This window comes from Prolixibacter denitrificans (assembly GCF_003014495.1).
Classification (GTDB): Bacteria; Bacteroidota; Bacteroidia; order Bacteroidales; family Prolixibacteraceae; genus Prolixibacter; species Prolixibacter denitrificans.
Genome location: NZ_PYGC01000003.1, coordinates 1 through 15,155, shown reverse-complemented (window position 1 = coordinate 15,155; position 15,155 = coordinate 1). Strand labels below are relative to the sequence as shown.

Below are 15,155 nucleotides of genomic sequence, written 5' to 3'. Positions count from 1 at the left end.
TTTAAGGACGGTTACAACGGTTAATGGAGTCCCGAAGCATTGGGAGAGAATTGAAAATAATGCTCCTGTGATGCTTCAGAAGGAGGCAAAAGGAAAAAGGAAAAAGTCGCAAGTTGCGAAACCTGAAACCTGAAATGTTTTTCGTCTCATGTCTTTCCTCTGGAGTCTTCTTTCTTAACACCTAACACTTAAAACTCTTCTAACAACAGAAACAACTATAACCGGCGAAGCCATCCATTTGTCAAAATTTCAGTAACTTATCGACTGCATTTGTAACCAAAACCTGACTTCATGAAAGCAGCGATTCGAACGCAATATGGCTTCCCCGATGTGCTAACCGTAGAGGAAATTCAGCAACCTATTCCCCGGGAAAACGAACTATTGGTGAAAGTGTATGCGGCGACCGTTAATCGCACCGACTGTGGCATTCTGACCGGAAAACCCGCCGTCATCCGTTTGTTCTCCGGTTTACTGGAACCCTCAGACGCAACGACCGGCACCGATTTTGCCGGGCTAGTGGTCGCCGTGGGAAGTCAGGTAACGGCCTACAAAGCCGGCGACAAGATTTGGGGATTCAACGATGCCGGACTGCGTTCGCATGCGGGATATATGGTGGTTCCGCAAAACGAAGCGATAGAAATCATCCCGGAAGGAATTACGTATGAACAGGCTGCTGCCAGCATCGAAGGCGCACATTACGCTTACAACTTCATCAAGAAGGTGCCATTGGGAGGTAGCCGGAAGGTTTTGCTGAACGGTGCTACCGGTGCCATTGGCTCGGCTGCGTTGCAGATGTTGAAATACTACGGAGCCGAGGTAACGGCCGTTGGCAATACGCCCAACCTCAATTTGCTCAAATCGATGGGAGCCGACCGGGTGATTGATTACACGGCGGAAGATTTCACACAGGACCGCGAGCAGTACGATTTTGTCTTCGATGCGGTTGGAAAAAGTACGTTCGGGAAGTGTAAATCCATCTTGAAGCCTGGTGGTGTGTACATCTCGTCGGAGTTGGGTCCCAACGGAGAGAATCCGTTCCTCGCTCTATGGACACCCGTCACACGCGGTAAGCAGGTTCGCTTTCCGTTGCCGACTGACCGTAAAGGCAGTATCGGCTTTATCAAAAAGCTGTTGGAGGAAGGAAAGTTCCGGCCGGTCATCGATCGTCGTTATCCGCTGGAAGACATTGCCGAAGCTTTCCGTTATGTGCTCACCGGCCAGAAGACCGGAAATGTGATCATCATTTGCAACCAGGATGGAGAAAGAGCATGAGATAGAAAAACAAATCGGGGAGCTAGTACAGAAGTACAACATCAAATAACATCACAATTATGACGCAGGACGATTACCGGAAAATCATTGAGAACTATGTTGATGCCTATAATCACTTCGATGTGGATCGGATGCTGGCCGACATTGACGAAGAGGCTCGTTTTGAAAATATATCAGAGGGTGAAGTGACTTTGACGACAGAGGGGAAGGCTGCTTTGCGGGAACAGGCCAGGGAAGCAGCTGAAGTCTTCAGCGAACGGGAACAAGTTATTTCGAATTTTCAATTCCATAAACAGGAGGTAGAAGTGGATGTCGATTTTAGCGCCACGCTGGCCATCGACTTCTCCGAAGAACTGAAAGCCGGCGACCGGATTGCCATGACAGGAAAATCAGTTTTCACCTTCCGGGATGATAAAATCATCGAGCTGAAAGATATTAGCTAGAGTGGAAGCTTGAGTGCATAATCTCCCGATAAAAAAAATCGTCGTGAGTAAGGGTATTTTCATCGTTAACTGTCTTTACACCGATATGCATTTCTAACTAAAGCGATCATTAACTTGTCCAGACCCTGATGAAAATACTCTTTTGGTTAGGTTTTCTGCTGGCGATCCTGTTGACGCTGGTTCCCGTATTCGGCTAATCAATTAAACGTATACTAAAATTGCCCCGGAGGGGTATAATCTTAATAGCCCGGGATAGGGATGTTCGCGGACAGAGCGGTCGCGAGCCGGATTTGATTGAAACACAGATGCTGTTTCGACCGCAATGGTCGTACCGTTGATTAGGGCACAACAATAGTAACCACAGTAACGACAGGAACAATGTCAGTTACAGCAATTTCTGAGCGCAACCTGAAACTTGAAATCCTCTAACCTGAAACCGTCTCACGTCTACCATCTCTCTTCTAAAATCTGACATCTCGTTGAATACTTTTGAACACTTTTAGATTCTCCCGCAAAAATGAATACATTTAAGCGATTCGTTGAATGGGTACACTTGCTTTTCCGGTAGGTTTGTGCTCTATGTGTTGAAAATGAAATCGTTCATTGTAATCATAAACTAACATTCCAGACAACATGCAATTCCAAGGTAATCTGAAAACCATCATGAGTCTGTTGGTTCTCATTTTGATGTCAGGCTGTGGCTACGTGCAGGAGCAGTCAGCCACGCTGAAACTCGACAAGAATTGGACCCTCCAGCCATACGGCGAATGGAGTGACGACGGCCAACTCATCAAGCCCGATGTGTATTCATCGAAAAACGAACTCACCTGCGATGTTCCCTCCACTGTTTTTGCCGCCATGGTGAAGGACGGGAAGTATAAAGACCCTTTCTTTTCCGAAAATCTCGAAAAGGTGCCACGTAAGTGGTTCAACAATAAATGGCGGTATACCAAAACATTCGATATTCCTGAGAATCTGCTCGGCACATATTCCCGCCTCTGTTTCGGCGGTATCAATTACAGTGCTGATGTTTTCCTGAACGGGAAGCAAATCGCTTCGGCCGATACGCTGAAAGGTGCATTCCAGCGATTCGAAATCGACGTGACCGGAAAGCTGAAAAAGAAGAGCAACCGATTGCAGGTCGATGTTTATCCGCCGCAGCCCGGTGATTTCACTGTCGGCTTTGTGGACTGGACGCCCAAGGTACCGGACAAAAACATGGGACTCTGGCGGGGTGTAGAGCTCCGGTTCAACGGACCCGTTTCGATTGAGCATCCGTTTGTCGAATCGAAGGTGAATACGGCCAATGACTCGGAAGCGGCATTGACCATCGAAACGCAGGTGGTGAACCACTCGGGAATGAAATTAGAAGCTACGGTTGAGGCGCAGATTGGTGATGTTACGGTGAAGAAAAAGGTGGCGTTAAAGCCATTTGAAAAGAGGATGGTGGTTTGGACGCCGAAGGAATATCCGGCGTTGAATTTCAAAAATGCCAAACTCTGGTGGCCCTTGACCATGGGCGATCCCAATCTTTATACACTGAACGTAAGCAGTAAGGTCGACAATCAAATATCCGATAAGCTTTCTCAGGAATTTGGTATTCGCGAGGTAACCAGCTACATCAACAAAGCCGGTTCAAGAGCCTATAAGATCAACGGACGTGACCTGCAGATACGCGGTGGCGGCTGGGCCGACGACTTGTTGTTGCGCGAAAACAAGGACAACCTGAAAGCACAGGTAGAATATACCAAACTGATGAACCTGAATACCATCCGGCTGGAAGGCTTTTGGGGCGAAAGTGATGAGCTGTACAAGCTTTGCGACGAAAATGGTATTCTCATCATGGTCGGCTGGAGCTGTGAGTGGGAGTGGGAAAATTATGTAGGCAAGAAATGTGATGAGTTTGGTGGTGTGCAGACGCCGGAAGAGATAAAGCTCGTCAGCAATTCGTTGGATGACCAGGTGCTTTGGCTGCGCAATCATCCCAGCATCTTCGTCTGGGTACTGGGAAGCGATATGCTGCCGCGCCCGGCGTTGGAGAAAACATATCTGAAGAACCTTGAAGTCTCCGATCCGACCCGCCCAACATTATCGGCCTGCTCGGTTCGCACGAGTGAGGTAACCGGCCCGACAGCTGTGAAGATGAATGGCCCGTACGATTACGTGTCGCCGAACTACTGGTACATCGATACCGTAAATGGCGGCGCTTTCGGGTTCAATACTGAGACAGGTCCCGGTCCGCAGATTCCACCGATTGAGACATTGAAGAGAATGTTCCCGGCTGACAAGCTCTGGCCGGTGAACGAAATCTGGAATTACCACTGTGGCCGCGGTGAGTTTCACAACATCGATACCTACCTCAAAGCATTGAATCATCGTTACGGAGAAGCGAAGAACATTGACGATTTCGAGATGAAAGCCCAGATGGCCAATTACGAAGCCATCCGGCCCATGTTCGAAGCCTTTGCCGTAAACAAAGCCAATGCAGGTGGCGTCATTCAGTGGATGCTGAATGCACCCTGGCCGAAGCTCTACTGGCAGTTGTACGATTACTACCTCACACCCAACGGAGCTTTTTTCGGCACACAGAACGCCTTAAAACCGCTGAACATCATATACAACTACGGCAACCACGGCATCTACATATCCAACGATTACCGGCATGGTTTCAAAGATCTAACGGCCGAAGTAAAGGTGCTGGATTTGCATTCGAAAGTGGTCCTCAATAAGAAAGTTCCGTTCTCGGTAGATGAATACACGTCGAAAGAACTGTTGTCGTTGCCGGAAATGCGCGGTACTACGCCGGTTTACTTTGCCGATCTACGCATCGTTTCCCCGGAAGGAAAAGAGATAGCCCACAGTTTTTACTGGCTGTCGCAGAAGAAAGATGTGCCCGATTTCAAAAACACAAAATGGTACGTTACCCCGATAAAGGAATATGCCGATTTCACAGCTCTTACCGAGTTGCCGAAAGTGAAAGTGGAGAAAACAGAGACCGTTGAACAGCATGGCGACCAAACCTGGGTGAAAGTAACGCTGAAGAATCCTTCGGACAAGCTGGCGTTCTTCATTGGCCTGAAAGCCAAAACTAGTGAATCGCATGAAATGGTATTGCCGGTTTTCTGGAATGATAACTACATTTCTCTCCTTCCGGGAGAAGAGCGGGAACTGACGGTGAAGATGAACACCAAAGACCTGAACGGCGAACAACCGGTAATTGAGATGAAAGGTTACAATACACTATAACAGATAGAATCGAAATTAATACAGTATTCTCAATAGACAAAAGATGCCTATGAAACGGAACTATTACATGGTGGCCCTGGTGTTCATCGTCTTTTTTGTGATCTCCTTTATTACTAACATCCTGGGTTCCATCAATCCCAATGTGTCCGATAGTTTTCACCTGAGCGGTGCGATGACGGGTTTGTTGCCCTTTTCTTTCTTCATCGCCTACGGTTTGATGTCTATCCCGTCGGGGATGCTGGTGGAGAAGTACAAAGAGAAAATCAGTATGAGTGGTGGCTGGATCGTAGCAACCATCGGAGCGTTTGTTTTTGCCCTGTTTCCCAGCTATCCGGTCTTTCTCGGTTCGCTGTTTTTCATCGGCGCGGCCATGGCCCTGATGCAGGTGGTGATCAATCCGTTGTTGCGGGTATCGGGCGGGGAGGAGCACTTCGCTTTCTATTCGGTGTTCGCACAGCTGGTTTTTGGAGGTGCTTCGTTCCTGAGCCCGTATGTCTACTCGTACCTGGTGCTCAACCTCGACAAGAGCGGACCACAATCGAACTGGTTCCTGCAGATTCTGGCCAACATCACGCCGGAACATTTGCCATGGGTATCGCTCTACTGGGTGTTTGGTGTCATTACGCTGCTGATGATCGTGATCATTGTGGCTTCACGTTTCCCGAAGGTGGAACGGAAAGAAGATGAAACAACGGGAGCGTGGGCCATCCACAAAGAGTTGCTAAAAGACAAAACGGTTATCCTGTTCTTCTTCGGCATCTTTGCTTATGTGGGAACGGAACAGGGCATTGCCAACTGGATTTCGGAATTCCTGCGTACCTATCACGGTTTGCGCCCCGAAGTGGAAGGTGCGGCGGCCGTCGGCTGGTTCTGGGGAATGCTGACCATCGGGTGTTTATTGGGGATGCTGTTGCTGAAGTTTATCGACAGTAAACTGGTGCTGCGCATCTTTGTGATTGCAGCCATGATCATCCTGACGGTGACCTTGTTTGGTGGCGAACAGATGGCCATTTATGGTTTCCCGGCACTGGGTTTCACCCTTTCGGTGATGTGGTCGATAACGGTTTCGCTGGCGCTGAATAGTGTGGCGAAGTATCATGGCACCTTTTCAGGAATACTGATGAGTGGTATTGCCGGCGGGGCGTTGGTATCGTTACTGATTGGTGGGCTGAAAGACCTGATTGGTTTGCGGCAGGGAATGTTTGTTCTGTACCTGACGCTTGGTTACCTGTTGTTCATCAGTATCTGGGCCAAACCATTAATCGCCAATAAAACCATTCAATTAAAGAAACAAGCAGCTGAATGATATGATGAGTTTGTAGAGACAAGGCATTGTCTTGTCTCTACTTGGTTTGGTATCTTTTCCCTATATTTGGATGCATTTTGTAAAACTGACAGGAAGGTCTGATGGTATCCGGATATCTGACTTCCAAACCAAAAATCATCAATCCCATGAAAGGTCTCTTTAGCGCATTCATCTTTGCTCTTTTTGTTAGCATTCTTTCTTCATGCTCCACGTCAACCAAAAACTACAGTTTGGACATCGATTTGTCAGGAACGTGGCAGTTCCGATTGGATTCAGCTAATCGGGGAGTGGAAGGGAAGTGGTATGCCACGGCGTTAAACGACTCTGTTCAACTTCCGGGTACGACCGATACCAACCACAAAGGATTTCTTAACACCGATTCCACTACGATGCATTTGAGCCGGGTATACCGTTACGAAGGGCCGGCCTGGTACCGGAAGACGGTCAATATTCCGGAGAACTGGAATGAGAAGCATATCCGTTTTGTGATGGAGCGGACCAAGCCTTCGAAGGTGTGGATTGATGACCATTACGTTGGTAGTTCATTGCTGTTGGAATCGCCGCAGAAGTATAATGTGTCGGCATTTCTGACTCCCGGAAAACACATAATCACCGTTCGGGTTGATAATGATCGGAAGCTGACGCCTTACGGGAATGTGCATGCCTATGCAGATGACACCCAGACCAACTGGAACGGCATCATTGGGAAGATTTATCTCGAAGCTTCCCCGAAAACGTATATCTCCGACCTGCAGGTGTATCCCGATATCAAGGATAAGAAGATCAAGGTGAAGATGGGCATCCATAACGGATTGAACCTGGATAAAGTAGATGTTGCCTTGCAGGTGACCAAAACGCTGGACGGGAAGGAGACCCGACTGAAAACAGCACACTTTCAGGTGAGTTGTGATTCGGTCATCAACCTGGAATACACGCTGGGCGATAAGATGGATTTATGGGATGAGTACCATCAGCCGATTTATCATCTCAATGCCATTATCAGCCAGAACGATATCAAAGACAACAAGGAGGTTCCTTTCGGGATGCGGAAGTTTACGACCGAGGGAACTAAGTTTGCCATCAACGGTCGGATTACGTTTTTGCGGGGAAAACATGATGCCTGTGTTTTTCCGTTAACCGGATATCCGCCCATGGATGTGGAAGGCTGGATGCACGTGATGAAGATCGCCAAATCGTATGGCATTAATCACTACCGCTTTCATACCTGGTCACCGCCGGAAGCCGCTTTCGAGGCAGCCGATCGGTTGGGAATTTACATGGAGCCGGAACTGCCTTTCTGGGGCGGTTTGGAATCGGATACGCTCGCCGACCGGCTCAAAGCAGAAGGTTTAGCCTTGCTGAAGAACTTTGCTAACCATCCGTCGTTTGTGATGCTGTCGCCCGGAAACGAGCTGTGGGGCAACCTCGACAAAGTAGGCAAACTGATTGCTGACCTGAAGAAGGCGGACGGTCGTCCGTTATACACGCAAGGCTCGAATGATAACATTGGTTATTCGGGGCCACTGCCCGTTGAGGATTTCCACGTAGCAGCCCGTACACCTTATGCCCACGATACGACCCTGACGCATGTGCGACTAACACAGGCTTTTGTCGATTCCCGCGACGGCGGAATCCTGAATACCGAAAAGCCGTCGACGATGGTGAACTTCGACTATCCGGTGTCACAGATAAAGATTCCGTTGATTAGCCATGAAGTGGGGCAATACCAGATTTATCCCAACTATAGTGAGATCAAGAAATACACGGGCATTTTGAAACCCCGCAACCTGGAAGTTTTCCGAAACCGGTTAAAGAAAGCCGGCATGTTGGATCAGGATAGTCTGTTCACAATGGCTTCCGGTGCCTGGTCGGCATTGTGCTACCGCGATGAAATTGAAGCAGCACTGCGCACCAAGGGACTGGCCGGCTTCCAGCTACTCGATCTGCAGGATTATCCCGGACAGGGAACGGCTTTGGTGGGTATTCTGGACGCCTTTATGGACAGTAAGCATGTAATTGACCGCAACGAGTGGCGGAATTTCTGCAATGATGTGGTTCCGTTACTGGAGTTTAAAAAGTATTGCTGGACGGTTAACGAAACGTTCTCGGCCGGAGTGGAAGTGGCCAACTATTCGAACCGGGATTTGGAACAGCCGTTAAGTTGGAAAGTATTGAACCAGCAAGGGCAGATCGTCAAATCGGGTCGCTTCGAACAGCCGGCTATCTCCATGGGAGGAGTCGACAGCGTTGGAGAGATTCATATTCCGCTTTCGGAGATAACCGTGCCTCAGAAATTAACCGTTGCCTTAAGCATCGAAGGAACCGGTTACCGGAACAGCTATCCGGTGTGGGTGTATCCGGAACCCCAAAAGGTACAGCCGGCAGCGGATATTTACGTCACTTCGGGGCTGAACAAAGAACTGTTCGATAAACTCGACAAGGGAGAAAAAGTATTGCTCTTCCCTTCAAAGGAGGAGGTGAAGAAAAACAGCGTGGATGGTCTGTTCCCGCCCGATTTCTGGAACTACGAAATGTTTAAGCAGATTAGCGAAGGGAATAAGAAACCGGTTTCGCCGGGTACGTTGGGGATATTGACCAATCCGGACCATCCGCTGTTCAACCATTTCCCGACGGAGTTTCATACCGATTGGCAGTGGTTTTCCATCATCAAGCACAGCCATCCGTTGAATCTGAATCAACCCGACAAAGACTACCGGCCCATCGTTCAGGTCATCGACAACCTGCAGCGCAACGACAAGTTTGGATTGATATTCGAATACAAAGTGGGTAAAGGGAAATTACTGGTTTGCATGTCAAGATTGGATGAGCTCCCGGATGATCCGGCAGCAACGCAACTCTACCATTCGATTGTTGATTACATGCAGTCTGATGCTTTTGAGCCCGGCAGCACGATAACTGAAAGTCAGCTCCGGAAGTTAATTCAATGAAGGAACCGGCTGAATTTGGCCTATCGTCGCATTTCTTAAAATTTGACGAAGGCCATAGGATAAATGATTTTCATAATTAAATTGCGAGGCTGTAAGCAACATCGAAAATGGAACCGTTCAGTCTCAAAATAATTGTTGTCATTGCGGCAGGAATAAGCCTTATCATGGGCTTCTACATGTTGCTGATTCACTGGAATACAGCCCGGGTGAAGGGGCCAGTGTTCTGGGCCGCAGGAAACCTGCTAATTGGCATCGGGTTTCTTTTCCGGTTAGTTCCACCCGCCAATGGTTTTTTGGCAGCTGTTGTGCCCATGTTGTTGATTACCGTTGGTTTGTATATTTATTTGGCCGGCATTCGGATATTTAAAGACAAGCCCGTTATCCGATGGATCGTTATAGGCTTCCCGGCACTGGATATTGTGCAGTCGTTGGTATTCTTTTATGTGTTTCGCCTGCAACTCCCCCGGGTTGGCATGCACCTTTTCATTCTGGCTTTGTGCAATGTCTTTTCCATTTACGAAATGCTCAAAGTAGACGAGCAAAGCCGCCACCTTAAGCGGATTTTCCAGCTAAACGCTATATTCTTCGGTACATTCCTGGTGGTTCTGGTTGCCGGCATCTTCCTGGTGGTACATCGCAGTTCGTTCAACGATATCCAGGTGGGCAATCTCTGGATAATTGCCTTTGGAATTTCGGGGGGAATTATGACCGCGCTGACCTTTGGCTTCCTGTCGGCCGTTAACATGCAATTGTACACGGAATTGGAAGGACAGCTGAAATCGAAGACCAAATTCTTTTCGATTATTGCTCATGACCTAAGAGGGCCGGTGGGAACCATCATGAACTTCCTGAATTTGATGAATACCGAGAAGGATTTAGAGGAGGAGGAGAAGCTCATTTTTATGGAGAAGATGGAGGCGTTGAGCCAGTCAACCTATCATCTGTTGCAGAATCTGCTGGAATGGGCCCATACATCCCAAAATCTGACCTCCTTTGAGAAAGAGCTGATTGAACTGAATCAGTTGGTTACTTCCAATATCGAATTCTTCCAAAGCCTGACCCGGATGAAATCCATCGGACTCGAGTTTCATAACGGAGAAGCGGCGTATATCGGCGGGAATGCCAAGATGGTCGAAACGGTTATCCGCAACCTGGTTTCCAATGCTATCAAGTATACACCCCGCGGAGGCACGATCTCCATCACGACCCAAAACAACCTGCACGGCGTCCGTCTGGTCGTTGAGGACACAGGTGTTGGTATCAAGCCCGATCGGTTGAAGCAAATTTTTGAACTGGAAAATAGTCGTTCAGAAAAAGGAACCGACGGTGAAAGCGGTTCCGGACTAGGACTGGCGTTGTGCAAGGAGTTCGTCCGGAAGAACAACGGAACCATTCAGGTCGAAAGCACCGTCGATGTCGGAACCCGCGTAGTCGTTGATTTCCCGTCTCCGGTGTAACCAAGGTGAGAGGGGGAGAAATGGAGAGTGGGAGAATCATCTACAGATGGACCGAGATGAAATTGACAGATAACCACGGATATAGAACAGTCAAAGGGGAATTGGAGAACCATTGTCAACCTCTGTGCCTCCTTTGTATTCATTGTGGTTTACATTTTTACCACAAAGGACCGTTAGACTTGCATTTTAATAGAGGAGTAAGTTTGGTTATACTCATAGCATAAATAAGAGACTCCCGTATGTAGCGTTACCTTTAGCAAAGGACCAGGTTTTAAACCTAATTTGCGTATTAAGAACTACATACGTTTGAGTTAAAGCCAGAGAGTATTTAGGGTATAACCCATTATCACGGTTTTTGCCACTCAATTGGAGCCTCTATAAATAAAACACTATGAGACAAATTTATGGTATCGATCTTTCAAAGGAAAAGTTTAATGTGAATTTTCTTTCTGAAGAGGGAATTATTAAAGAATTGGAAGTTAAAAACAACTACAATTCTATTTGTGAGTTTTTATCTGATTTACCTTCAAGTTCAACCTTATGCATCGAACATACAGGCATTTATGGTGACTTACTTATTTTTCTTGCTAACTGTTTTGAAGTAAGCATCAGTGCTGTTTCTGGCTATGAGATTAAGCACTCATTGGTCTTCAAAAAGGGAAAAGTGATCCGGTAGATGCAGCCAGGATAAGAGAGTATGGGGAACGGTTTTCTGATAAACTAAGACCGGCTGAATATGCAGATGAGACCATCCATGAACTTCGTGAGTTACACAACTTACGGCAAGTGTTGGTGAAAAACAGAAAGATACTTTTAACGCAAGGGAAAGACAAAGGCAGGCTTCCGTTCAAGTCATTAAGAGCTCACTATATCGCAACTGAGGTGATCGCTGATCTAAGTGAACAAATCAGTTCAGTTGAGCAAGAAATACAGAAAATAATCAACGCCAACCAGGAATATGCTCAGAACAGTGAACTTATTTGCAGTATAAAGGGAATAGGACCTGTTACAGCCAATGAGCTAATCATAAAGACACATAACTTTACAAAGATCCGAACAGCCCGCCAGGCTGCTTCTTTTGCAGGAATTTGTCCCTTCCCTAACAGTAGTGGCAAGATGGTAAAAAAGCACAGAATAAGTTCAATGGGTGATCGATCATTAAAAACACTTCTGTATTTATGTTCAACATCTGCGATCACTTACAACAAAGAGATGAAAAACTATTATATCAGAAAGAAAGCAGAAGGGAAACCTTCTTATTTAGTACTAAATAATGTAGCCAACAAACTACTGAGAATAATTTATGCGATCCTGGAATCCGGACAAAAGTATGATATAAACTACTTGTGTCTTGATCCCAGAATAGCTGACAAAAAAGTAGCCTGAAAATTTGGATTAATCAGAGTATACGTTAAGGTTTACACAACGGTCTTCTTTCAACCACATTAACCACAGTAACCACAGTAACCTCGAAGCCAAACCTGAAACCTGGAATCTGTAACCTGAAACCTTTCTAACGATAGCAACAACAAAAACCCTCTTCAGCTTTCCTCTAACATCTGGTGTCTCCTTTCTAATTTATATCCATTCTTAATAGTTCGATTTTAATGGTGAACGTTCAATTTTTGATGGTGAACGTATCAAATTTTCTGATGAACGGAAATAGGGCTAATTGGTATGACCGATTTACCCGGGCTGATGAACAATAAGATTTGCACCTTTTTGCTAATTTGGGAAACCAATAGCCAATTTAACAGAGAAAAGACGAATTGCTTAGCTATCGATTAGACAGACAGATTAACCAACAATCAATATATATTACAAAACTTAATTGAATGAAGAACTATTTCGAATTTACCCTAACCGGAAAGAAGTTCCTGCCCATTTGGCTATTGTACTATCTGGTTGCTATTATTCCGATGGGCGTTTATTACTATGAAAAATATGCACCTGGCACCCATCGAATTCAAGACCCTTATCTTGGACTCCTATTGTGGTTTTCAGTGATTTCCGGGTTACTCATCTATTATCTTATCGCCCGGCTCACTATTGAGCATGTTCGGTATGGCGAGACCGGTTTTCGCTTTGATGGAAGGTTCTGGACGTTCGCCGGAAAGGTGTTGCTGGGATTGTTTTTAACAGTTATCACCTTTGGTATTTACGGTGCCTGGTTCGCGCGGGACATCAGCCGCTTTTTTATCGATAACAGTTCGCACAACGGAAACGAATTCAGGTTCAAGGGGAGCGGCAGTACCTTGTTTGTCATCGTTCTCCTGGTAATAATCATCCCGGTTATTCTATTTTTTATATTTGCGGCGCTCCTTTATACCGTCAAAGATGGACCACTCGTCCTGAACATTACCCCGATCTTATTCATGCTCATATTGGCCATTCCTTACTACTATTTGTATTACAACTGGCTGGTAAACATCAATTATAAAGATTACCATATTCAGTGGAATACGGAATGGCATCACTCGATTGGCAAAATTGCACTGGAGGTACTCCTGACGGTCATCACGCTGGGAATCTATTTGCCGATGGCTTTCCTGCGGTTATACACTTATTTTTCAGCAAGGACCACTGCTCAAAAGGAAGATGGAGCCTATGTGTTCGGATACGATATCGAGCCGGGCGCTGATTTCCTGTTCATCTGGGGACAGTGGTTGCTGACCATCGTTACCCTGGGGTTCTATCGTCCCTGGGCCTATGTAAGGATTAGGAAACGTATCCTCAGTAAGACATACGTGACGGCTGTGAATGAACATTGAATAAATAATTAGAGACGTTGCATGCAACGTCTCTACCCCAATAAAGCTACCCCTATGATGAAAAAACTACTGATTCCGCTGTTATTCATGTTAGTTGCCCTGAATTCTTTTGGGCAGTATCAATCCGATTCAATTCAGGTAAAAAAGGCGTTGGGAACCATCTATCTTCATCATGGGAAAAGACTTCGACCCAATCAGCTCCTGGATATCACCTATTCTAATCCGGATGCCTACAATGAAATGAAGATTGCCAGGAGCAATTACGATGCAGGAGCGATATTCGGCTTTGCCGGAGGCTTTCTGATTGGATGGTCCATTGGAGGTGCGATTGGCGGCCGGGATTTTGACTGGAACCTGGCGGCAGTAGGAGCCGGGCTAACCGCTATATCCATTCCGTTTTCCGCTGCTTTTAACCGGCATGCTAAAAAAGCAGTGAAGATTTATAACGACGGATTAAAACCCGTAGGATACTATCCCGAACTCAGAATTGGCGTCAACAGCAACGGCGTCGGGCTGACCATGGTGTTTTAATACAGCGAAGTGAAGCAATACTGAAAGAACATTACGAGAACAGTCGGGACGTTGCAGATAACTTCTCGACAACCTAACCTCCTAAAATGATTGATTGTCATGTTTAGAGAAAGCCCCCAACCCGAAGTTCCTCAAAGCTTTTATCCCAACATCGGGCAGTCGTTCCGGTTACTTATCCGGCTGATTTTAATTACCATTTTATTTTCCATTCCTTTTGGAATTGTCTTGATTTTAAACGAGCGATATGGGATACCCCATGGTCAGCTTTTGATATCGTTTCTCTTATTGTTAGTCCAGGTTGCAAGTTTATACATCGTTGTTCGATTGGGATTGAAACGCATTCGAAAGTTTGATATACCGGAATACCGGGTGAAATTCAACAGGGAGCCGTTTCAGGTCATCCTGGTTATTGCCGTGATGACGATAGCTGCCTCTACTGTTATTTCAGCAGTTTCCTCGTTAATTCCCGGCTCCGACTGGTTTAACAGATATATGTCGGGGGTTCACCAACCTAACTTCTTTCTCTTCTTGTCGATAGTCGTTGCGGCGCCGTTATTGGAAGAGATTCTTTTCCGTGGCGTGATATTGGAAGGTTTGTTAAAGAACTATTCCCCGGCAAAAGCTATCATCTGGTCAGCTGCTATTTTTGCCGTTGCTCACCTAAATCCGTGGCAGGGAGTTGGAGCGCTTTTACTGGGATTGGTCATTGGCTGGGTTTACTGGAAGTCCAATTCGATCATACCCGGAATGCTCATACATTTCGTCAACAACCTGATAGGTTATATTGCCATGATAAATGCGACTGACACGAATGAATCGCTTAGCGACAGTATCGGTGATAATCTAATTTACGGTGTTGTCCTCCTGGTAGCGTTGGGCTTCTTCATCCTCACCTGGCGCTGGCTGAACAAACGTTGGAGCAGTCCACAGGCAGAACCGGCCCTGTAGAGACGCAATGCTTTGCGTCTCAAACCGGCACATTCAAGAGGTTGTCCAAAAGGCTCACAGCGAAATTTAAAACTTACAAATTGCAATTGGCGTTCTGTTTTACCCCTCCAAACCTCCCCTAAAGGGGCGGCTTAAAGTCCCCTTTAGGCTGTATGTTTGTAAAAGCATAAGCTTCCTAAGTTTTGTAAATTAGTTTTTTAAACAGAAAAAGAAACTAAAAACCAGGAAGCTTA

The 15,155-nt window shown here is 46.4% G+C and carries 11 protein-coding genes; all 11 read left to right on the top strand.

The annotated features are described in order from the left end of the window. Positions 1-291 precede the first annotated feature (291 nt). The 11 genes from CLV93_RS06835 (at position 292) to CLV93_RS06785 (ending at position 14,922) form a co-directional block, all read left to right on the top strand. Complete coding sequence (locus CLV93_RS06835) at positions 292-1,272, top strand: NAD(P)-dependent alcohol dehydrogenase (RefSeq protein WP_106541446.1); 981 nt, start codon at positions 292-294, stop codon at positions 1,270-1,272. A gap of 59 nt (positions 1,273-1,331) precedes the next feature. Then, entirely contained in the window at positions 1,332-1,715 is a 384-nt protein-coding gene (locus CLV93_RS06830) for a nuclear transport factor 2 family protein (protein WP_106541445.1), read from the top strand. 633 nt (positions 1,716-2,348) lie between these two features. Next, positions 2,349-4,961, top strand: a complete 2,613-nt coding sequence (locus tag CLV93_RS06825) for a glycoside hydrolase family 2 protein (RefSeq protein WP_106541444.1) — start codon at positions 2,349-2,351, stop codon at positions 4,959-4,961. A 49-nt stretch (positions 4,962-5,010) separates the two neighbouring features. Further along, complete coding sequence (locus CLV93_RS06820) at positions 5,011-6,267, top strand: MFS transporter (protein ID WP_106541443.1); 1,257 nt, start codon at positions 5,011-5,013, stop codon at positions 6,265-6,267. Positions 6,268-6,413: 146 nt separating this feature from the next. Further along, on the top strand, positions 6,414-9,215 hold the full coding sequence (locus tag CLV93_RS06815) for a sugar-binding domain-containing protein (RefSeq protein ID WP_106541839.1): 2,802 nt from the start codon (positions 6,414-6,416) through the stop codon (positions 9,213-9,215). A gap of 107 nt (positions 9,216-9,322) precedes the next feature. Continuing rightward, on the top strand, positions 9,323-10,672 hold the full coding sequence (locus CLV93_RS06810) for a sensor histidine kinase (RefSeq protein WP_106541442.1): 1,350 nt from the start codon (positions 9,323-9,325) through the stop codon (positions 10,670-10,672). A gap of 391 nt (positions 10,673-11,063) precedes the next feature. Then, on the top strand, positions 11,064-11,348 hold the full coding sequence (locus CLV93_RS06805; RefSeq protein WP_106541441.1) for a hypothetical protein: 285 nt from the start codon (positions 11,064-11,066) through the stop codon (positions 11,346-11,348). A gap of 116 nt (positions 11,349-11,464) precedes the next feature. Next, entirely contained in the window at positions 11,465-12,058 is a 594-nt protein-coding gene (locus tag CLV93_RS06800; RefSeq protein WP_170108883.1) for a transposase, read from the top strand. 449 nt (positions 12,059-12,507) lie between these two features. Continuing rightward, positions 12,508-13,443, top strand: a complete 936-nt coding sequence (locus CLV93_RS06795; RefSeq protein WP_106541439.1) for a DUF898 family protein — start codon at positions 12,508-12,510, stop codon at positions 13,441-13,443. 54 nt (positions 13,444-13,497) lie between these two features. Next, a complete protein-coding gene (locus CLV93_RS06790; protein WP_106541438.1) occupies positions 13,498-13,974 on the top strand; it encodes a hypothetical protein in 477 nt (158 codons plus the stop codon). 99 nt (positions 13,975-14,073) lie between these two features. Further along, positions 14,074-14,922, top strand: a complete 849-nt coding sequence (locus CLV93_RS06785) for a CPBP family intramembrane glutamic endopeptidase (protein ID WP_106541437.1) — start codon at positions 14,074-14,076, stop codon at positions 14,920-14,922. The last annotated feature ends 233 nt before the right edge of the window (positions 14,923-15,155 follow it).